Raw genomic sequence first — 18324 nt, 5'->3', positions numbered from 1 at the left:
GGTAATCAAACAAAGAAAATGTGATTTTCTGATGTATTTACAACCTAAAAAACATTTCGCCCCTACCAAAAATAGAAATTCAGCTATATGTATCACATCATTTTCAATTTTAATAAGGATTTGAAAAGAGATTGATGGACAGATGTACGCAGTCCGGCTCTGGCACCCAAAGAGGGATTTATAAATCGGAGTTTGATGCTTTCTAAAATTGGCGAATCAGTTTATTGTATACAAAATAAAAAGGAAGAGGCAGTTACCTCTTCCAAACTGTTTGTTATGCTGATTTAGAAATTTCACTTAATGCTTTTCCGGCTTTCTGGTCTGTGTCTTTCTTAACGGAAAGGTCGCCTAGCGCAACAATACCCGTTAAACGTTCATTTTCAAGAATCGGTAAACGGCGGATTTGATGCTCTGCCATGAGCTGACTCGCTTCATCAGCAGACATATCAGGATGACCGGAAATGATTTCGGTGCTCATGATATCACTTGCTTTCGCTTCTATTTGATCTTCAGCTAAGCTTCTGGTGACAATGTCCCGATCAGAAACGATGCCTTGAAGTCTGCCGCTTTCACAAATTGGAATAGAACCGACATTGGAGTCTTTCATCTTTTTGGCTAGTTCAGTGACTGATGCGGTTGGCTCACAGCATTCTACATTCGCAGTCATGATATCTCTTACTTTCATTTCAATTCCTCCTTTACCGTGTTCTATTTATTCTTTATCCGCTGCACAAAAAATGAAACATTCTACAGGATCCGCCGTTTTCGAGATTTCTTTTTATGCTTCCGTTCCTGCAGCATATCTCCCGTCCAGCCTTTCTTCTTCAAATATAGGTAGATTAAGACTGTAGAAGTGATAATCAATAAGAGAGAAAAGACATAACCGTATTTCCAATTCAGCTCAGGCATCACGGAAAAGTTCATCCCCCAGAGGGCACCGAGTGCTGTAACCGGCGTAAAAAGCGTCGTGAAAATGGTCAGCGCTTTGAATATTTCATTTCCCCTGTGAGAGGTAATGACTTCCTCTGAATGCAACAGACTATTAAGCTCCCCTTCAAATTCGCTGATGTATGTAAACCCCCTGTCAATTTTGAGTTGTATCCGCTGATAAACCTTTTTACTATCATTTTGGAGCAAAAAGGTTTCTTTCAATGCCATTTCAATTTTTTTAGCGCTTAGGATTAAGTTTTTCCAGACCATCAGCTCATGGTGCAGGAGATGAACACGGTTTAAAATGCTTTTGCTATTGTCGTCTTTGATTTGCCATCTGAGCTTTCTCAGCTTTACTTCAAATTCATCTACACCGATTAAATACGCATTCATTAACTCGCCGAGAAGGATCAAAAATCCCTCCATGGTACTATCCGCTCTCTCCATTTGCTGGACAACTTGTTTTCCCTTAATCCCCTCCAAAATCGCAAAATCAAAGTTAATTGTGAAAAAATATTGCCTAGTAATATAGAAATGAAAAACGGTATGGTCTTTTTCCTCGCCAAGCCCCTGATCATATACGATCGAGCCAAATACCGCTTCATTCTCAGCTTCTGTTGTATCCACGCGCAAAAAGTTAATATGATGATTATTTTCGAACCACTTTTCACATTGCGGCCAATGAGAAAAATGGATCAGATCTCTTGCCTTATCTCTTTCCTGAGGCCCCATTTGGTACCAAAACCAATCCCCACCTGTATGTACCTTCATGTTACGATCCTCCAGACTTTTATTCTTTTGTTCTTTAATTGCCCAAGGAGAAGCATTCCTAAACCATTTAGGCACTTCATCACATGTTTTGTGAGCTTTTGCCGGTGGTATGGAATGTAGAAAGACATCGGAAAGGGAGGTGCATGCCTTCCTTGGAGAAGGCAGTTTATTTTGGAATTTATCAATTTATTAGCAGTCGTGTTTTTAATTTTGTTAACGGGATTTTTTGTCGCCGTAGAATTTTCGATCGTAAAAGTCAGGCGATCCAGAATTGATCAGCTTGTCGCAAAAGGCAAAAAAGGCGCTAAAGCGGCAAAACATGTGGTCACACATCTTGACGAATATTTATCAGCCTGCCAGCTGGGCATCACGGTCGCAGCTTTAGGACTCGGCTGGCTGGGTGAACCGACTGTACAGACTCTGCTTCGTCCGCTCTTTCATAAGGCAGGTTTAAACGAGTCGCTTACCCATCTTCTTTCCCTTATTATCGCCTTTTTAGTGGTCACGTATTTAAATGTCGTCATCGGGGAACTGGCACCGAAGAGCTTCGCGATTCAAAAAGCAGAAAGCATTACGCTGATGCTCGCGAAACCATTAATCTGGTTTTATAAAATCATGTTTCCGTTCATTTGGCTCCTTAACCAGTCTGCCAGAATGATCACAGGACTTTTTGGGCTGAAGCCGGCATCAGAGCATGAACTGGCTTATACGGAGGAAGAGCTTAGAGTACTGTTAACCGAAAGCTATAAAAGCGGAGAAATCAGAAAAAGCGAATTAAAATATATGAATAATATCTTTACATTTGATAAACGAATGGCAAAGGAAATTATGGTCCCGCGAAACGAAATGGTCAGTTTGTCTATTGAGGATGACTCGATTCCAAGCATGCGGGAAACGGTTAAGCAGACCAAATATACCCGTTACCCTGTTGTAAAGGAAGATAAAGATAACGTCATCGGCGTGATCAATATGAAAGAAGTGCTGTTTTCATTGCTGACGAAAGATTTTTCTTTTCAGAAGCACAAAATTGAACCCTTCATACAGCCCGTCATTCATGTCATTGAGACCATTCCGATTTACAAATTACTCATCAAAATGCAAAAGGAACGCACTCATATGGCGATTCTTATTGATGAGTATGGCGGAACTTCAGGATTGATCACCGTCGAGGATATTATTGAAGAAATTGTAGGAGAAATACGCGATGAATTTGATGCAGATGAAGTGCCTCATGTTCGTGAGCTGGGAAAAGATCATTATTTATTAAATGCGAAGTTATTAATCAGTGACGTGAATAACCTGCTTGGAACTGATTTATCAGATGCTGAAGTCGATACGCTCGGAGGCTGGTTTCTCACACAAAACATAGACGCCGAGCCTGAAAGTGTCATTGAATATGACGGCTACTCATTCAAGGTAAAAGACATCGACAGTCACCATATTTTGTTTATCGAAGTAAAAAAAGCTGAATAGCCCTAGCACAGGCTGTTCAGCTGTTGCTTCTCTTCATTGTTGAACGTACTTCAAAAAAATACATCCCTTAAGGGACATCTTAAGATTCTTCTATCTTAAATCCTTTGTTGGCTAAAGCTTTAGCAAGACTTTGCTCTGTTTTCACATTCGAAAAATCTAATCCGAGCTTCACAACAGTCTGGGCGATTTCAGGCCTGATTCCTGAAATAATCGTCTCAATGCCCAGCAGTTTGGTGCTGTCAATCACTTTAAAGATTTGATAGGCAACCATCGTATCGACGATGGGAACACCGGATATATCTAAAAATAAATATGAAAGCTTTAACGCCGAGCATTGGGCCAAAACGGATTCCAAAATGGTTCTCGCTCTGTACGTGTCAATTTCACCAACAAGAGGAAGAATCCCAATCTCTTTAGAAATCGGCATAATCGGTGCGCTCAATTCATTGATCATTTCTTTTTGCGCATTTAATTGGATCACCGTGACCTGATGATATTCTTCTGTAAATACCTCGATAATCTCATCAATCGTTTGATTCAAAATCTTGCTCCACTCAAATATCTCCTGAATGCCGATTTCTTGGGAAGAAGCGGCTTCGCTGAAGTCTTGAATCCATTGCCACATGATGTGCCTGAAAGCGTTAAACTGACTGACACTTTCCGTCACGGTCACTTCATGAACAGCACGGTCTCTGGCACATTGAAGTGACCATTGGTTAAGCTGATCCTTCACCTCTTCTTTTCTAATGGATTTTGCTACAATGGCTACCAATGATTCATGCTGCTCTTTTAATTTTCGTTCTAATTTTTGCTGATCTTTTGCAGAATACAGCAAACTTCCTTTTAACGTGCATGTTTCCAGCCATTGGAGTGTAATGTCTTCTTTGTGCTCTGTTAAATACTGTTCTAGAGCTTTCATTTCAATCGGTTACCTCCTGTGAAGTTTATCTTTCAAAAAGTGTATGATTGATATGTATAACTTGTCTCACGTTACACATACTATTTTTATATTCAATGGGCTATAGCCAAGCGGTAAGGCAATGGACTTTGACTCCGTGATCGTTGGTTCGAATCCAGCTAGCCCAGTTTCTGAACCGTGAAAAACCGAAGATAAGCTGATTCAAGCAAATCAGCGGATCTTCGGTTTTTCATCATGCAGATTGATGAACCGTTTTCTTCTTCGATAACTTTAACAGTTCTCCCGGATTGTATCCGATAACAAGCTTCCTATTGTCCACGAGAATCGGACGGCGCAAAAGCTTCGGTTTCTCAATTAAAAGTTCCAGCACTTCGTTTACAGTCATATCTTCAATGTTTAAATTTAAATTTTTGAAGGTTTGGCTTCTTGTTGCTAAAATTTCGTCAATTCCTTCTGTCGTTAAAGATAAAATATACTTTAATTCATCCATCGTTGGAGTTTCTCTGAATAAGTGCCGTTCGTTAAATTCAATCTGGTGCGCTTTGAGCCAATGTTTTGTTTTTCGGCATGACGTGCAGCTTGGGTATGAGTAAAAAGTTAATTGTTCCATTATGTTTTTTCCTCCTCCAGTTAACCATCTCTTTGTAGAATAACTACCCGTAACAATTTTTCTTTAAACCATTTATTGAACTTTTTTTCGGGTTATTTCTAAAAAACCGCACATATAATAGAAAACGCAATCAAAGGGTTAAATACCATTTTTCATATTAATAATGAAAATGTTTACATTTTTGTCCGTGATCTATTATAATAACAGTCAGAGGGACTCTCGGGAGGGGATAAAAAATGAATCGCATGTTCCGGGTGTTAGGATTTTGGACGGGAATATTTGCAGTCATGTTTTATTTAGGTGATATGAAAGATGCTTCCCTTTTATTTTTTGGACAGACGATCTTATTTGTGTTTCTATCGTATTTGAATTTAACAGAACGGATGTACATTTATATCTTTGGCGCTTATTTAACCATCTTCTTTGCCGGCTTCACATACTATTCCATTTTTATTATGGTACCAGGCGGCGGAGGACATTAAAGCCAAAAAGAGACAAACCTCATCGGTTTGTCTCTTTTTCTATAATGAAAAACCATTTAAAAACGGATTTTGATCCTGCTCAGTCTGCACGTCAGTTTCAGGGCCATGTCCGCTTAACACCAATGTGTGCTCCGGCAGCGTAAGCAATTTTTCATGGATAGACGTCAGCAGCGTTTCTTGGTCGCCTCCATGTAAATCTGTACGGCCTATCCCGCCTTGAAACAGGACATCACCGGAAATCACCAGGTCGGCATCCTTCACGTAATATGAAACGCTTCCCGGGGAATGTCCCGGTGTAAATAGCGTCTCCAGATGGAAAGGCCCAATATTCAGCTCACCGTCCCCTTCAATCAAATGATCTGCCGGCTTAGCTGTCACTTCTATCCCTCTCAGCATTCCTGAGCCGTTTAATGAGGCATCTGTAAGCCAATTCTTTTCATTTTGATGCAGATAGACAGGAATATCCCATCTGTCTCTCACGTCATCCAGCGCCCCAATATGGTCAAAATGGGCGTGTGTCAGTAAAATGGCTAAAGGCGTTAATCCTTTTTCTTTTATGTATTGGTTGATTTTATCTCCTTCGCCGCCCGGATCAAAAATCAGGCATTGATCATCACTGATTAAAAAATATGCATTCGCTTGAATCGGTCCTACAGGCATTCTTCTCCATTTCACTTTTCTCACCTCTTTCCTTTTTATGCTCCTATTATGAGGGTTTTTGAAAAAAGATTCAAACAATCGCTATGAAAACGCTATCGACAAACACACTGAAAACGGGTAGAATAAAAATGGAAAGAATTGCAGGTTTTTCAATGTAAAGGGGGCTGCGTAATGTTACTTGTCGTGATTTTCGGCCTTGTCGCTCTTTTCGCTTTATGGGGAGTCTTGCGTTCTGTGAAAAACAAAAATATACTTGGATTTTTATTAGCCGGAGCCACCTTGTGTGTGTTTGGCTGGTTTACAGTGATGACGGTGATAAACAGCGGTTATCCTACTGCACATTAAAACCTGTATCCAATGGGATACAGGTTTATTTTTTATTGCTGTAAATGTTTATTCACGCTTTCTATTTTACTTTCAAGCGTCGTTTTTTTGTCCCGTCTGTCATCGATGCGAATGTTGGTCGCCACTCTGTGAAGCCCTTTTTGGAACGGCGCTTCGTGAATCGCCTGAATCACAGTAAAAAGGTCGCTGAGTTCGCCTTCAATCAGTGTGTTCATTGGTGTCAGCTGATATTTGATTTTCCCTTCTGCCTTGTAGCCCTCTAAAATTTTCTGCACATCCGCCACGTAGGCGCTCACACTAGGTGTTTCTGTTCCGATTGGGATAATGGTTACATCTGCGATAGCCATTAATTATTCCATCTCCTTTTTATCAATGATGATTGGCTTCATTTCATGTGATATTAATGAAATTATGCGCTCAAAATGAAAACCGTACAACGCATATTTTCCATTCGGGGATACTTGGATCGGCTCCATTTCAGGCAAGGTAAGAATATCCTGCGCCTTTCCCGATTTCATATCGATCGCTGACAGCTTATATGCGTCCCCGCTTTCTTTAAACGTGTAAAACAGACCGCCAGCCTCATCAAAATCATACTCCATCGGAGCCAGACTTGTATATTTGGTTTGGAGCGGCCATTCTGCTGTAACTGCTTCACCATTCAATTGCGGTGATGTAAATTTATACAAGCCGTTCTCTCCGGAATCTGCTTTGACGGTAAAGTTCATATTATGAAAAGAATCAAAGTAAAGGACATCCTCCTCCAGCTTTTTCTCCTTTTCAGAAGTAATATCATACGTATACAAAGGGCCTTCTTTATCGTTTCTTCCCTCTTTTAGATAGTCAAATGTGTCTTTTGAGGTCCAATGGACAAACGGTACCTGTATTCGACTTAAAGCAGACTTGTCTTTTTTGGCATCCACGTGATATGTATTGAAGTCCCAGTTTTCAGTGAATACCGTGACCATCATTTGATACGGATTATACTGATTCCATGCTGCCTCCAGCTCGTACGTTTCGTATTCTTTCTGGTACAGCTTCTCCCCTTTTTGATTCAGCAAAACTACTGCTGTCTGTTGGCTATGCGTGATCTGCAGCAGAATCATCTGTTTCTTGGGATTGATTTGAACATCAACGATTTGACCATCCGTCTGATAGAGCTTTTTCGTTTTGCCATTAAAGATTTGATATGCAAGAAGCTCTGTTTTTGTCGGATCTGAGGCTGTATACAGAATGGTGTTGTTATTGAGCCAGCCTTCCGCTCCGTCCGCTTTTCCTGCTGGCAGCGGAACAATCTCTTTTTCCTCACTTTTTGCCATCGCTGCCTGTTTTTGCTGCTGATGAGATGGTTCGCATGCCGATAAACAAACTAGCAATGCTGACAGCAGAATCAAACAAACTGATCTCATCAGCCTCCCCCTCCGATCATATTTATTGTCCCATATTTGATACGGCACGAAAAAGAAAAAGTTTCAGTTATTCAAGAAAAAATAACGACCTCCATAAGATCCCGCTTGTCGCCTGAAAAATATGTGAAAACTGCTCAAACGGCAAGGGATTTTGGCCTTTTCCAAGCTCCACCGTATAACCTTCCTTAAAATAGTGATGAATAAACCAGTCGCGAAATCCCGCATAGCTGTCAATATCCTTGACTCCTTTATAAATGTTTCCGCTTATCGTCTCAAAATCCTTTATTACTGCAGCCGATTCTTCGGGCTCAAGGCCTTTATATCCCCAATAGATTTCTTCTCCTTGAGTGTGAAGGGCCACCAGCCTGTCAGGCGGATCCGCTGTTATCAGCTGCTGCATCGCAATGGATTCCGGCTCTGTGAGCGGAGAAGTTCCGGGAAAATCTCGGTAGCTGGGCGTTTTTGGTTTGCGGTATTTTTCAATTTCCCATAAAGACGGGAATTGTTTATTTAAATCAACTCCGTTAATATTTGCTTTCCATTCATTAAAATTCGGACGATGGCAGTTTAGTCTATCAAGTTCATCTCTCCTGTCTCCCATGCCCGCTGATCCGTGTAAGACAAGATCAACGCCATCCGGATTCACAAGAGGAACAAGAGACAGAGAGGTTCGGCTGAACAGCTCCAAAGGAGTAAAACCAAAGAAATTCGTATTATGACATAAAGAAAGGCAATATTCCTTCAGCCACTTCAGCAGTACAGACGTGGTAATCCACTCATTTGCATGAAACGATGCATTCATGTGAACTTTTTTGGAGGTATGCTCTCCCCCAACTGCCAGCTCCCAGATCGGCCTGCCCAAAACGGAACGTCCGATTTCCCGGCATGAAACAAACGGAAACACATTGATTATTTTTTTAATTTCCTCTTCGGCAGCAAGAAAGTCATAGATTTTTTCTTGCTCCAGCCAGTCATCAGCAGGCTGCAGCTGCAGCGGGTGTAAAAAGCGCTTTACTTCCTGAATGGATTGAAGCTCCTTATCAGTGCTTTCTTCAATCTTATAACCCGGACAGTACAATTGATGTTTCTGTGCTGTTTGATTGGCACTTCTAAGCAATGTCTCATCTATCTTCAGTTCTCTTGCCAATAAAGCCAAATTGTATTTGATCTCAGGTTTTATCGTAATAAACGCCATCATCATCCCCCTTTTTGTTACTATATGACGGCGTTTTTTAAAAAAGAAAGCCTCCCCATTTTTTGATACGGGAGACTTTGTGATCATGAGGCCTGATCAAGAATTTGTTTTTCTTTTCTTTTTGACGAATTGTCCAGTCTTTCCTGATCATAAAATCGTAACAAATCTCCGTAAATGATTTCATCGGAAAGTGAAAGCTCCTGTTTCGCTTTATCTGCAAATGTTTCACATTGTTTTGCCTCTTTCAAAGGCTTTCCAGTCGCTTTGTCATAACATAGACCGTCAGTATACACGATCTGGTCTGTGATAAAGCTTCCGTCCCGCAGCACTGTAAAGTCCAGTTTGTCGTCAGAAAGCAGATCGTTGCCGAATTGAATGAAGTTCTTTGTATCAATACCTAACAGATTCATCAGCGTCGGCCGGATATCGATTTGTCCGCCTACCTTATCAATCGTTTTCGGCTTCTTGTCTGTAATTCCAGGAATGTGAACGACAAACGGCACTTTTTGGAGCTGCACTTCTTCAAATGGTGTAATTTCTTTCCCTAAAAACTGCCCCATCGCTTCATTATGGTTTTCCGATATCCCGTAATGGTCACCGTATAAAACAATAATGGAGTTATCATATAACCCGTCTTCCTTCAGCTTTTCGATAAATCGTTTCAGCGCCTCATCCTGATAGCGAACAGTTGGGAAATACTTGTTTAACGTTTGGCTGCTTGAATCATATTCCTCAATCAATTTGTCCTCTTCATCAAGGTCAAACGGAAAGTGGTTCGTGAGTGTGATCAGCCTGGAGTAAAACGGGTGAGGCAGGTTTTTCATCAGCTCTGAAGACTGTTCAAAAAATTCTTTATCCTTCAGCCCCCAGCCGACTGAATTATCGTCATTGACATCATACGATTCAATATCAAAAAATGAATCATACCCAAATGAATCGTACATTAAGTCGCGATTCCAAAAGCTTTTATTATTGGCATGGAGCACCGCTGAATAATATCCGTTATTTTTGAGTATCTCCGGCGCGGCCATGTATTGATTGCCCGCATTTGTAAAGAACACAGCGCCTCGTCCAAGCGGATAAAGTGAATTGTCAACGATAAATTCAGAATCAGAGGTTTTCCCCTGCCCGGTTTGGTGGTAAACATTACTAAAGTTATAGCTTTCTTTTATAAAATCATTCAAAAACGGGGTGATTTCTTTTCCGTTCACCTTTTCATTGATCACAAAGCTTTGTGTCGACTCCAGAGATACGAGTATGACGTTTCTGCCTTTTGCGGCGCCAAATAAGTTCTTATTGGCATCTTTCGCATTGGCTGTGACATAGTTTTCAATTTCCGTCAGGCTGTTGCTGTCAGCCAGCGCTCTTTGTGCGGATTGCTTCGACTGAAGTACTCCGTCATAAATATGAAAATTAAACAGGCTGATATTTTTAACGAGCATTTCTCTGTCAAATGAGCGTGTCAATAGCTGCGGCCGTTCTGCCTCAGACAGACCTAAGTTGAAAAAATAAACGGAAGCCACAAACAAAAAATATGCCGCCCGTTCATTTTTCGTGGAGGGGATGTCTGATTGAAAGGCTTTTTGACGCATATAAAGCCATATTAAAATCACGATATCTACAGCCAATAGGAGGTCTGTCGGCTCAAGAAGCGTTCCGATGCTGCTTCCCAGATCGCCCATATTGCTTGTTTGAAAAAGAACCGGAATCGTTAGGAAATCATTGTAAAAACGATAAAAAACCATATTCGCCAGCAAAACAAATGTGACAACACAACTCATGGCAATAATGTAACGATTTCTGTTTCTTCCCTTTAAAAACAGGCTGAAGCCAAAAATAAGCAGCAAAAAGCTCAATGGGTTGATAAACAGAATAAATTCCTGCGTAAGATTGTCAATTTTAATATGAAAACTGGTTTTGTAAACAACATACGTTTTCAGCCACATCATTAAAATGGCAATCAGCATAAATGAAATCATCGAAAAAAACGTTTTTCGCATTTCAACCTCCTATGCAAGCACGCTCAAATAAATCAGTCTATTCACAACATTCTCATTAACACATCAAATTAAATCTTAACCTGAACATAACAAAAAATCAATTTCATTTTCACAAATTTAACAATTTTGGTGTTTCAGCCATTCATTCTTAGCAATCCAAGCCCCTCCGATAACGCCCGCATCATTTCCAAGCGCCGCAATAGATATATCAGCCGCTTCCGCAGCGCGCGGAAAGGCACATATACGGAATGTTTTCTCGACTTTGGATCTCAGCAATTCTCCGGCTCTTGAAACGCCGCCGCCGAGAACAATTTTTGACGGATTAAGCGAGCTGGCCAGATTGCCAAGCACCAGGCCGAGATGCTTAGCTACATAATCGACAACTTCAAGAGCTAATTCATCATTTTCATTTGCTGCTTCAAATACATCTCGTGCCGTTAAATGATCAGATGCTTTTAATTGAGTCGGCTTTTTAGCTTTTGCAATTTTCTCTTTTGCAATTCTAACAATGCCAGTTGCTGACGCGATGGTTTCAATACAGCCTGTTTTACCGCAGTTGCACGGCGCCCCGCCTTCAGGGATGCTGCAAATATGGCCGATTTCTCCGCCAGCGCCATTTATCCCGTGCACAATCTCCCCATTCACAATAATACCGCCGCCAACTCCTGTGCCTAGAGTAACGAGAATGACGTCTTTTGCGCCATCACCCGCACCCTTCCACATTTCTCCGAGCGCGGCAATATTCGCATCATTTTCTATAACCGCAGGGATGCCTGTTTCCGTTTCCAGATGATTTTTTAAAGCATAGTTTTTCCAGCCCAGATTTACCGTTTCATAAACGACCCCAGTTGCCATATCTACTGGCCCCGGTGCGCCCATTCCTATATATTTGACGATGTGCTTCGGTTTATGAAGCTCATCCAGCTTGCTGTCAATCGCTTTTGCTATTGTCACGGTAATGGTGTCACCGGACTTATCGGTCGGCACTTCCCATTTATGCTGAATCTCTCCATATTGATTAATAAATGCGAGTTTTATCGTCGTTCCTCCAAGATCGATTCCCGCAAACCATATCTCATCCATTTTTATCACCTTAACCTTTACGTAAATCTCTTCCGTTTTTTTGTTTGTTCCAGCTCTTTATGAAGGACAGCTGCCGCTTTAGCCCACTGCTCCTTCTCAATCATATGATTTATATATAGTTCCTTTAATTCATCAAGCATAAACTCAATTTCAAGCTCTCTGTCACCAAAGTAAACAATGTGTCCAAAAGTTTTTAACAGCTGCTGTACATCATAAAATGTATTCATATTCCTCACCATTCTTGATCTTAACTATAAATAGCGTAGTCATAAAGAACCGGCCAGTCAAGAAGAAAACGCTGACAAAAATACCCGGGATTCATTCCTTGGCAAATTCAACGTTTTCTCATCCAGTCATTTATTTTTATTATTTTCAATTTGCTGCTGCAGTTCTATGTAACGCTTCTCCTTCGGCTTCAGCTTTACAGCGGTCCTGATTGCCTCGTCAGCTTGACCAAGTTCATTTTTTTCCGCATACAGCAATGCCAAATAGTAATAGGACGCATGTCTTTAGGCTCTTTTTGCACAGCTCTTTCCAAAAGAGAAATCGCCTGATCATATTCACTGATTTGAATATCAGAAACGGCCAGGATTTTCAGAAGATCAGCTGAAGCGTCTTTCTGCTCTGCTTCACCGTTCAGCAATTCGGTTACTTCTTTATATTTCCCTTCCTGGTAAAGCTCATTTGCCTGCCGGATCAGCGCTGTCTCCTGATGGGACGGTGAATGCAATCCGTAAGAGAGAAACCCGCCGGCCAGGGCAGCCAGCAGAATCGCTGACACCAGTTTTTTGCCCCAGTCTTTTGCTTTTGGCAAACCCAGTGCTGCCGCAGCAAGAAAACCGCCGGCCAAGCCGCCAATATGCCCCGAATTATCAATATTTGAGACCGCAAAGCCAAAACCCAGGTTTATCAGGATAATAACAATAATATTTGTGCCTATCGTTTTTAGAAACATTTTTCGGTTTGACACAGCTACATACAGCAATGCGCCTAAGCATCCGAATATGGCGCCTGAAGCACCGGCTGAAGGATACGGACTGAACACGAAGCTGGCGATCGATCCCGTGATACCCGCCGCCAAATAAATCAGCAAAAATCTGCCTGATCCATACATGCGCTCAACAGCGGTTCCAACCGACCATAAAGCCAGCGTGTTAAAGGCTAAATGCGCAAGGCCGATGTGAAGCACAATCGGCGTCAGCAGGCGCCACCATTCTCCGGCTGCAATCAGGCCGTTTTCCTTAGCACCGAAAGCAACAAGCGTCTCCGTATTGGTGCTGCCTCCGTTTATTTCGAGCAGGAAAAACATCACGAGCTGCAACGCGATGAACAAATATGTAAAGATCGGTTTTCCGTTCTGGAAAAACGCCGCTTCTTTTTTTCGCTGTTCCTCTTGTTTCTGCACTAGTGAAAAAAAGTGTTCTTTCGCCATTTGCGCGTGTTCCAATGAGTCTCGGTCTTCCGTCCATTCAACAGCATCAAGTGAGGGAAAAACTGCCTGCAGATCTTCATGAAGCGAAGTGCCAGTCACAAGTGCCGTTTCAACGGATACCTGTCCTTTTTCAAAAGGCTTTTCAGCGATTTCCTCCCAGTCATCGACAGGGGCTTCCGCTGTAATCAGCACATTCAGCAGCTTCAAATGCCGCTTGCCGATAGACTTCCTGACATGCTCTACTCGCTCCGCCTGCACTTCTATGTCCCTTGCAATTTCTTGGCGAAAATCAATATTCTGTTTAAAGAGGCGAATCAGATCATGAGAGGATTTGTCCGGTGCTTCCAGCCATATTTCATCAGATTCACCGGATTGTATGACGCCATACCCTCTTCTTACTAAATGCGCCGCGATCTTCCAATATGTATACTCCAACAAATACATGTTTACCGCTCCAATGGTTTTTTTTCATTATAACAGCTGGTGCTCTTGACGCCTACTAAAAGCAAAAAATCCCGTGAAAACGGGATTTTTAAAAAGCTTGCTGTATAAACTTATTGCGGATAAACGGAATTCTTAAAAAAAGATGAATAAAGGACCGTCTGATTCCCGGCTGGCTGAGCACGGTATTCATGAGACGGTAACGGTTTTGGTAAAACATCACGGCAGAAACAGCACAAATGGCATAGATCATAAATTTTTTCATTATATCCCTCCTGCCATTAGGGTTTGTTATTCTTTCTTATTTATTCTTGACGGAGGGACGAGAAAGCTATGAAAAGCAAGAAATGATTCGATCCTCAGTAACCAGCATTTGAACCGGGATATCATGTGACAGATGCGGCACGTGATCATACAGCTGGCATTCTAAAAGCAAAGAAACTGTGTTCCCTTTATAATCACTTAAATAACGATCATAATAACCGCCGCCAAAGCCAATCCTATAGCCGTTGGCATCGAAACATACGCCAGGCACGATCATCAAATCAATCTGTGATTGGATCACTTCATTCGTTTTCTCAATCATTGGCTCCTGAAGTCCGGCGTAAACCGTTTCAAGCTGATCATCCGCTTGGAAAGTGCGGAACTGCATTCTTTTCGTGTCGGGATCACACTTTGGAATACAAACTTCTTTCCCTTCGCCCCAGGCTTTTTCGATGATCGGCCGTGTCGGTACCTCCAGCCCTCTTGAAATGGTGACGGCTATGGTGCTGGCATTTTGCCATTCTTGGAGTGAAAATAAATGCTTGTTGATACGCGCAGTTTTCTTAGACAGTTCTTCATTCGATATCGCTGATAACGTTTCTATTGTTTTTTTTCTTAATTGTGATTTCATTTCCATCCCCCTCGGAATAGAAAAAAGCCAGAACCTTTTTCAAAGCTCTGGCTTTTTTCTTACACCTCAAACAGCTATGCTGTTATTTTGTTTCACGGTGTAACGTAGATTTTTTATCACGTGGGCAATATTTTTTAAATTCAACGCGGTCTGGATTGTTGCGTTTGTTCTTTTTAGAAATATAGTTACGCTCACCACATTCTGTGCAAGCCAAAGTAATATTAACGCGCATTGTTTTCCCTCCAAACTAAATATCATTTACTTATTCAGACTTATATATAATACCACTATAATGCACGGAATGCTAGGATGTTTTTCAATGAAATGATGAATTATTGGATAGACGCTGATAAAGCTGCAAATATGATGCTTGGATGATCCGTGGATGATGCAGTTTCATCACCTGTTCTCTGCCCGCTTCTTTTATCCGGCGGGCCTTTTCTTCATCTATTAATATGTTGTGAAGCCTATCGGCCGCTTCCCGTTCTTGCGAAAAATCAGCAGCAATTGCAGTTTTGTCATGAACGGCAAAGTCACAAAAACCGCCCGACTGTGAAACAGCTGTCAGCACGCCTTGTTCCATGCTTTCTTGTGCAGCGAGCCCAAAGGGTTCATAAAAGCTTGGGAAAACAGCCATTTCACATTGAGACAGTAACGTCACGATCTCTCTTCTATTTAAAAAAGGATAAAACATTACACTTTCCTTTATGCTCAATTGCTCAGCCAGTTTCTTATAGGCAGCCAGAAACGGGCCTTGTCCAGCTAGCACCAACTGAAGGTCAGGCCGGCATTTGTTCAGAATAGAAAATACCTTCAACAGCTGTGAAAACCCTTTTTCCGGAACAAACCTTCCAAACGAAAACAAGTATCTTTTATGAATGATCCTTTCAGCTAGGCCACTTTTTGCCTGCAGAGACAGAGGGCTTGGGATGACGGTTATTTTTTCACGAAACGGATACGCCTTATTCATCGATCTCTTCATAAAACTGCTTAACACAATCAGTTCGTCGGAAATTTCAAGGAGGAGCCTCTCCGTCAGCAGCCTGTACGGATGAGGCGTTTCTTTGCATGCACGCTTCCTTCTGCTTTCAAGCCCGTGGATCGTTGCAGCAAGCGGAATGCCAAGCTGCTTTTTCAAATAATGAGCGGCAGGAGCCGTCATGTCATCATGGGCATGAATCAGATCAAAGCGTTCATTGCATGACAACACTTGTTGAACCATTCTGACATTGACATCAGCTATAAAGTCTTCAACATTCGCATTGGAACATAGCTTACCGCTTGGAACGCATACCGTTATTTTGATATGCGGATTTAAATAAGAAATAAGACGGCTCAAATGAACGCCAAGCCCGCTTTTCGGTTTATTAGGATGCTCGAATGAAAGCATAAGGATGTTCATTTCCCTTTTCCCTCAGTGCGATAGCAGGTATAAGCAGAAAATTGCTCCTCCCACCTGGTATGTATTTCTGCATTGCGGAAACTGTTTATGTCGCTGACACCGTTTTCTGCAAGAAAGATGTCCTCTGTTTCAGCTAGTTTGAGAGAAACATTCATTGAATTCAGTATTCTGCATTCTGCGCGATATAAAGCATGACCAGGCACCTGAACAATGATCCATTTCCCTTTGCCCCGTTTTATGCGTTTCGTCCTGACAGCTTCTATACCGTTTCTTTTCACGAAAATACGGATTTCTTTTATCATGTCCGGCGCTTTTTCGAAAAGCACGGTTTCCGCCAGTTTCATCGTCTCAACTGAAAGATTCCATCGGACTGTCAATGTGTGAGAGTTTTGGATGTTCATGTCGAATATGTCCCTAAAAAAAGGAATCCCGCTTCGAATGTTATGGGGAAATGAGTGTTTGTCCATAGGCTTCTCACATTCTCCTTTCCTTCCATTGGCTCGGTGATCCTATTAAACCATTACCCATAAAGGAAGAAAAGAAAGATTTCTCGACAAAAACTCGTTTTTTTCGCGAATTCCTTTAGAATCCACTTGTTTTATGGTATAAAAAAGAAGGATAAAAAAAGAATAGAAGGTGATGAAACGTGGAAATTGCTATTATTGCGTTGTTTATCGTCAGTATAGCGCTAATTGCATTCTCATATTCTCAACGAGATCCGATGAAAGATGTCGAGCAGGAGCTTGAAACATTGCAGCTTTCTGCTATGCAGGAAATTTATAAGCTCAAAAAGAAAATGACAGTGCTTGAGGAAGAATTACTTGAAACAAACCTTGTGATCCGCAAAGCAAAGAACAGCGGCATCAATCAAAAGATCGCCAAACAAATACTTTCTAAATATAATAACGGCATGTCAGCTGAAGCAATTGCTAAAGCTGAGCATGTATCAGTAGAAGACGTGAATACGATTATAAAAGATAATGAGAAGGTGCTCGTATGACAAAACGAGGCATTCAGGCATTTGCCGGCGGTATCATATTAGCGACAGCCGTTCTCGCAAGTGTTTTTTATCTGACAGATGAAGATCAAGCCGCTGCTGTAAAAGAACAAAAAACAGTAACCGAGCAGGACGTGAACAATTATCTCGATTCTAAAAAAATGGTTTCTGTTAACCGTGATGAATATCAAAAGCTTCTCGACTCAAAAGAGAAATCTCTGAGCGATGACAGCAGCTCAGACTCGAAAAACAAAGTAAAAACGTACAAGCTCATCATTAAAGACGGCATGAGCACCGCAGATGTATCAGCTATTCTTGAAAAAGAAGGCATTATTTCTTCAGCTAAGGACTTTAATGACTACGTGATCGACGCTGGGTATCACAAGGAGATTCGTGCCGGAGAATTTAAAGTTAAATCAGATATGACCTTCAAAAAGATCGTTAAAACATTAACACGATAAAAAAACAGGCTATGTAACAGCCTGTTTTTTTTATCCGAATTTCCCTGTAATATAATCGAGTGTTCTTTGATCTCTCGGCTGAGAGAACATTTTATTTGTATTGTCGCATTCAACAAGCTCACCCATGTAGAAAAATGCAGTTTGATCAGAAACCCTCGCTGCCTGCTGCATGTTGTGCGTCACGATAACGATGGTGTATTTATTTTTCAGCTGAAGAATGAGCTCTTCAATTTTTCTCGTCGAAATTGGATCTAGCGCAGATGTCGGCTCATCCATCAGCAAAATATCAGGATTTGTCGCAAGAGCTCTGGCGATACAGAGACGCTGCTGCTGGCCGCCTGATAATGAGAGTGCAGATGAATGCAAACGATCCTTCACCTCATCCCACAGCGCCACGTCTTTTAATGACTTTTCTACAATGTCTTGCAGCTTCTTTTTATTTTTGATGCCGTGAACTCTCGGTCCGTAAGCAACATTATCAAAAATTGATTGCGGAAACGGGTTTCCTTTCTGAAATACCATGCCGATATTTTTGCGTAGATCTACGATATCGACTTTATCCTTTAAAATGTTGCTGCCATTATAGTTCAGCTCACCCGCAAGCTTTACATTCGGCGTCATCTGAATCATTAAATTCAATGTTTTAATAAATGTCGATTTGCCGCATCCTGACGGCCCGATAATCGCCGTGACTTCGTTTTGATTAATGCTCAAATTGATATTTTTCAAGGCATGGTTTTCCCCATACCATAAATTCATTCCGTTGACTTGATATACTTCCTGTTTCTTTACAGCTTCGGTAGCAATACTCATTGCCAG

20 protein-coding genes, 1 tRNA gene and 3 pseudogenes are annotated in these 18324 nt (G+C 41.5%); 6 read left to right on the top strand and 18 right to left on the bottom strand.

Going from position 1 to position 18324, the window contains the following annotated elements:
• Nucleotides 1–274: 274 nt before the first annotated feature.
• Together KXD37_RS03060 and KXD37_RS03055 are read right to left on the bottom strand one after the other, a co-directional pair.
• Nucleotides 275–685: a CBS domain-containing protein gene (locus KXD37_RS03060; protein ID WP_106020097.1), complete on the bottom strand. Its 411-nt coding sequence runs from the start codon at nucleotides 683–685 to the stop codon at nucleotides 275–277.
• A gap of 62 nt (nucleotides 686–747) precedes the next feature.
• Entirely contained in the window at nucleotides 748–1701 is a 954-nt protein-coding gene (locus tag KXD37_RS03055) for a magnesium transporter CorA family protein (RefSeq protein WP_255003483.1), read from the bottom strand.
• A gap of 143 nt (nucleotides 1702–1844) precedes the next feature.
• On the opposite strand from KXD37_RS03055, the pseudogene KXD37_RS03050 reads away from it, so the two are divergent.
• Nucleotides 1845–3174: pseudogene (locus KXD37_RS03050) on the top strand (hemolysin family protein).
• A gap of 79 nt (nucleotides 3175–3253) precedes the next feature.
• Here KXD37_RS03050 and KXD37_RS03045 read toward each other — a convergent pair.
• Complete coding sequence (locus tag KXD37_RS03045; protein WP_024122051.1) at nucleotides 3254–4093, bottom strand: STAS domain-containing protein; 840 nt, start codon at nucleotides 4091–4093, stop codon at nucleotides 3254–3256.
• 96 nt (nucleotides 4094–4189) lie between these two features.
• Here KXD37_RS03045 and KXD37_RS03040 point away from each other — a divergent pair.
• Nucleotides 4190–4260: transfer RNA gene (locus tag KXD37_RS03040), tRNA-Gln, on the top strand.
• A 65-nt stretch (nucleotides 4261–4325) separates the two neighbouring features.
• Here the strand turns inward: KXD37_RS03040 and mgsR are convergent.
• Complete coding sequence (mgsR, locus tag KXD37_RS03035) at nucleotides 4326–4706, bottom strand: transcriptional regulator MgsR (RefSeq protein ID WP_026014741.1); 381 nt, start codon at nucleotides 4704–4706, stop codon at nucleotides 4326–4328.
• Between the two features lie 233 nt (nucleotides 4707–4939).
• On the opposite strand from mgsR, the gene KXD37_RS03030 reads away from it, so the two are divergent.
• Complete coding sequence (locus KXD37_RS03030; RefSeq protein ID WP_003226300.1) at nucleotides 4940–5185, top strand: DUF2626 domain-containing protein; 246 nt, start codon at nucleotides 4940–4942, stop codon at nucleotides 5183–5185.
• Between the two features lie 39 nt (nucleotides 5186–5224).
• Here KXD37_RS03030 and KXD37_RS03025 read toward each other — a convergent pair whose 3' ends face one another.
• Nucleotides 5225–5860, bottom strand: coding sequence for an MBL fold metallo-hydrolase (locus KXD37_RS03025; protein ID WP_024122052.1), 636 nt, complete (start codon nucleotides 5858–5860; stop codon nucleotides 5225–5227).
• Between the two features lie 156 nt (nucleotides 5861–6016).
• Here KXD37_RS03025 and KXD37_RS03020 point away from each other — a divergent pair, with 156 nt between their 5' ends.
• Nucleotides 6017–6190 (top strand): DUF2759 domain-containing protein, encoded by a 174-nt coding sequence (locus KXD37_RS03020; RefSeq protein ID WP_010334935.1) that lies wholly within the window; start codon nucleotides 6017–6019, stop codon nucleotides 6188–6190.
• Between the two features lie 32 nt (nucleotides 6191–6222).
• Here the strand turns inward: KXD37_RS03020 and KXD37_RS03015 are convergent, their stop codons facing one another.
• The 12 genes and pseudogenes from KXD37_RS03015 to KXD37_RS02960 form a co-directional block, all read right to left on the bottom strand.
• Complete coding sequence (locus KXD37_RS03015) at nucleotides 6223–6537, bottom strand: MTH1187 family thiamine-binding protein (RefSeq protein ID WP_010334936.1); 315 nt, start codon at nucleotides 6535–6537, stop codon at nucleotides 6223–6225.
• Nucleotides 6538–6540: 3 nt separating this feature from the next.
• Nucleotides 6541–7599 carry a hypothetical protein gene (locus KXD37_RS03010; RefSeq protein WP_188323134.1) on the bottom strand — a complete coding sequence of 353 codons (1059 nt, stop codon included), beginning with the start codon at nucleotides 7597–7599 and terminating at the stop codon, nucleotides 6541–6543.
• Nucleotides 7600–7666: 67 nt separating this feature from the next.
• The gene (locus tag KXD37_RS03005) at nucleotides 7667–8797 is read right to left on the bottom strand and encodes a M14 family metallocarboxypeptidase (RefSeq protein WP_188323814.1); all 1131 of its coding nucleotides are present in this window, start codon (nucleotides 8795–8797) and stop codon (nucleotides 7667–7669) included.
• 80 nt (nucleotides 8798–8877) lie between these two features.
• The gene (locus KXD37_RS03000; RefSeq protein ID WP_188323135.1) at nucleotides 8878–10794 is read right to left on the bottom strand and encodes an LTA synthase family protein; all 1917 of its coding nucleotides are present in this window, start codon (nucleotides 10792–10794) and stop codon (nucleotides 8878–8880) included.
• 117 nt (nucleotides 10795–10911) lie between these two features.
• Complete coding sequence (glcK, locus tag KXD37_RS02995) at nucleotides 10912–11877, bottom strand: glucose kinase GlcK (RefSeq protein ID WP_044154564.1); 966 nt, start codon at nucleotides 11875–11877, stop codon at nucleotides 10912–10914.
• 10 nt (nucleotides 11878–11887) lie between these two features.
• Nucleotides 11888–12104 (bottom strand): annotated as a pseudogene (locus tag KXD37_RS02990) (YqgQ family protein).
• A gap of 126 nt (nucleotides 12105–12230) precedes the next feature.
• A pseudogene (gene yqgP / locus KXD37_RS02985) lies at nucleotides 12231–13753 on the bottom strand (rhomboid protease YqgP).
• 88 nt (nucleotides 13754–13841) lie between these two features.
• Nucleotides 13842–14015, bottom strand: a complete 174-nt coding sequence (locus KXD37_RS02980) for a hypothetical protein (protein ID WP_024122059.1) — start codon at nucleotides 14013–14015, stop codon at nucleotides 13842–13844.
• Between the two features lie 66 nt (nucleotides 14016–14081).
• A complete protein-coding gene (locus KXD37_RS02975) occupies nucleotides 14082–14645 on the bottom strand; it encodes a 5-formyltetrahydrofolate cyclo-ligase (RefSeq protein ID WP_103672276.1) in 564 nt (187 codons plus the stop codon).
• Nucleotides 14646–14727: 82 nt separating this feature from the next.
• A complete protein-coding gene (gene rpmG, locus KXD37_RS02970; protein WP_003153056.1) occupies nucleotides 14728–14877 on the bottom strand; it encodes a 50S ribosomal protein L33 in 150 nt (49 codons plus the stop codon).
• An 84-nt stretch (nucleotides 14878–14961) separates the two neighbouring features.
• The gene (locus tag KXD37_RS02965; protein ID WP_106020103.1) at nucleotides 14962–16047 is read right to left on the bottom strand and encodes a glycosyltransferase family 4 protein; all 1086 of its coding nucleotides are present in this window, start codon (nucleotides 16045–16047) and stop codon (nucleotides 14962–14964) included.
• Complete coding sequence (locus KXD37_RS02960; RefSeq protein WP_223203881.1) at nucleotides 16044–16514, bottom strand: hypothetical protein; 471 nt, start codon at nucleotides 16512–16514, stop codon at nucleotides 16044–16046. The genes KXD37_RS02965 and KXD37_RS02960 overlap by 4 nt, the downstream gene beginning before the upstream one ends.
• A 179-nt stretch (nucleotides 16515–16693) precedes the next feature.
• Between KXD37_RS02960 and KXD37_RS02955 the strand changes: the two genes are divergently transcribed.
• Together KXD37_RS02955 and KXD37_RS02950 are read left to right on the top strand one after the other, a co-directional pair.
• Nucleotides 16694–17047, top strand: coding sequence for a hypothetical protein (locus tag KXD37_RS02955; protein ID WP_010334943.1), 354 nt, complete (start codon nucleotides 16694–16696; stop codon nucleotides 17045–17047).
• A complete protein-coding gene (locus KXD37_RS02950; protein ID WP_106020104.1) occupies nucleotides 17044–17505 on the top strand; it encodes an endolytic transglycosylase MltG in 462 nt (153 codons plus the stop codon). The genes KXD37_RS02955 and KXD37_RS02950 overlap by 4 nt, the downstream gene beginning before the upstream one ends.
• 30 nt (nucleotides 17506–17535) lie before the next feature.
• Here the strand turns inward: KXD37_RS02950 and pstB are convergent, their stop codons facing one another.
• Nucleotides 17536–18318 (bottom strand): phosphate ABC transporter ATP-binding protein PstB, encoded by a 783-nt coding sequence (gene pstB, locus KXD37_RS02945; RefSeq protein WP_024122064.1) that lies wholly within the window; start codon nucleotides 18316–18318, stop codon nucleotides 17536–17538.
• Between the last annotated feature and the right edge of the window lie 6 nt (nucleotides 18319–18324).

The organism is Bacillus sp. XT-2, assembly GCF_025696525.1.
GTDB classification, from domain to species: Bacteria; Bacillota; Bacilli; order Bacillales; family Bacillaceae; genus Bacillus; species Bacillus halotolerans.
Note: the sequence above shows the minus strand (reverse complement) of the source record. Positions and strands in the feature narration are given on the sequence as shown.

What these genes read in the sequence shown, in the direction of transcription:
- KXD37_RS03060 (WP_106020097.1), bottom strand. Translation starts at nt 685, where the DNA reads ATGAAAGTAAGAGATATCATGACTGCGAATGTAGAATGCTGTGAGCCA.
- KXD37_RS03055 (WP_255003483.1), bottom strand. Translation starts at nt 1,701, where the DNA reads ATGAAGGTACATACAGGTGGGGATTGGTTTTGGTACCAAATGGGGCCT.
- KXD37_RS03045 (WP_024122051.1), bottom strand. Translation starts at nt 4,093, where the DNA reads ATGAAAGCTCTAGAACAGTATTTAACAGAGCACAAAGAAGACATTACA.
- KXD37_RS03030 (WP_003226300.1), top strand. Translation starts at nt 4,940, where the DNA reads ATGAATCGCATGTTCCGGGTGTTAGGATTTTGGACGGGAATATTTGCA.
- KXD37_RS03020 (WP_010334935.1), top strand. Translation starts at nt 6,017, where the DNA reads ATGTTACTTGTCGTGATTTTCGGCCTTGTCGCTCTTTTCGCTTTATGG.
- KXD37_RS03015 (WP_010334936.1), bottom strand. Translation starts at nt 6,537, where the DNA reads ATGGCTATCGCAGATGTAACCATTATCCCAATCGGAACAGAAACACCT.
- KXD37_RS03010 (WP_188323134.1), bottom strand. Translation starts at nt 7,599, where the DNA reads ATGAGATCAGTTTGTTTGATTCTGCTGTCAGCATTGCTAGTTTGTTTA.
- KXD37_RS03005 (WP_188323814.1), bottom strand. Translation starts at nt 8,797, where the DNA reads ATGATGGCGTTTATTACGATAAAACCTGAGATCAAATACAATTTGGCT.
- KXD37_RS03000 (WP_188323135.1), bottom strand. Translation starts at nt 10,794, where the DNA reads ATGCGAAAAACGTTTTTTTCGATGATTTCATTTATGCTGATTGCCATT.
- glcK (WP_044154564.1), bottom strand. Translation starts at nt 11,877, where the DNA reads ATGGATGAGATATGGTTTGCGGGAATCGATCTTGGAGGAACGACGATA.
- KXD37_RS02980 (WP_024122059.1), bottom strand. Translation starts at nt 14,015, where the DNA reads ATGAAAAAATTTATGATCTATGCCATTTGTGCTGTTTCTGCCGTGATG.
- KXD37_RS02975 (WP_103672276.1), bottom strand. Translation starts at nt 14,645, where the DNA reads ATGAAATCACAATTAAGAAAAAAAACAATAGAAACGTTATCAGCGATA.
- rpmG (WP_003153056.1), bottom strand. Translation starts at nt 14,877, where the DNA reads ATGCGCGTTAATATTACTTTGGCTTGCACAGAATGTGGTGAGCGTAAC.
- KXD37_RS02965 (WP_106020103.1), bottom strand. Translation starts at nt 16,047, where the DNA reads ATGAACATCCTTATGCTTTCATTCGAGCATCCTAATAAACCGAAAAGC.
- KXD37_RS02960 (WP_223203881.1), bottom strand. Translation starts at nt 16,514, where the DNA reads ATGGACAAACACTCATTTCCCCATAACATTCGAAGCGGGATTCCTTTT.
- KXD37_RS02950 (WP_106020104.1), top strand. Translation starts at nt 17,044, where the DNA reads ATGACAAAACGAGGCATTCAGGCATTTGCCGGCGGTATCATATTAGCG.
- pstB (WP_024122064.1), bottom strand. Translation starts at nt 18,318, where the DNA reads ATGAGTATTGCTACCGAAGCTGTAAAGAAACAGGAAGTATATCAAGTC.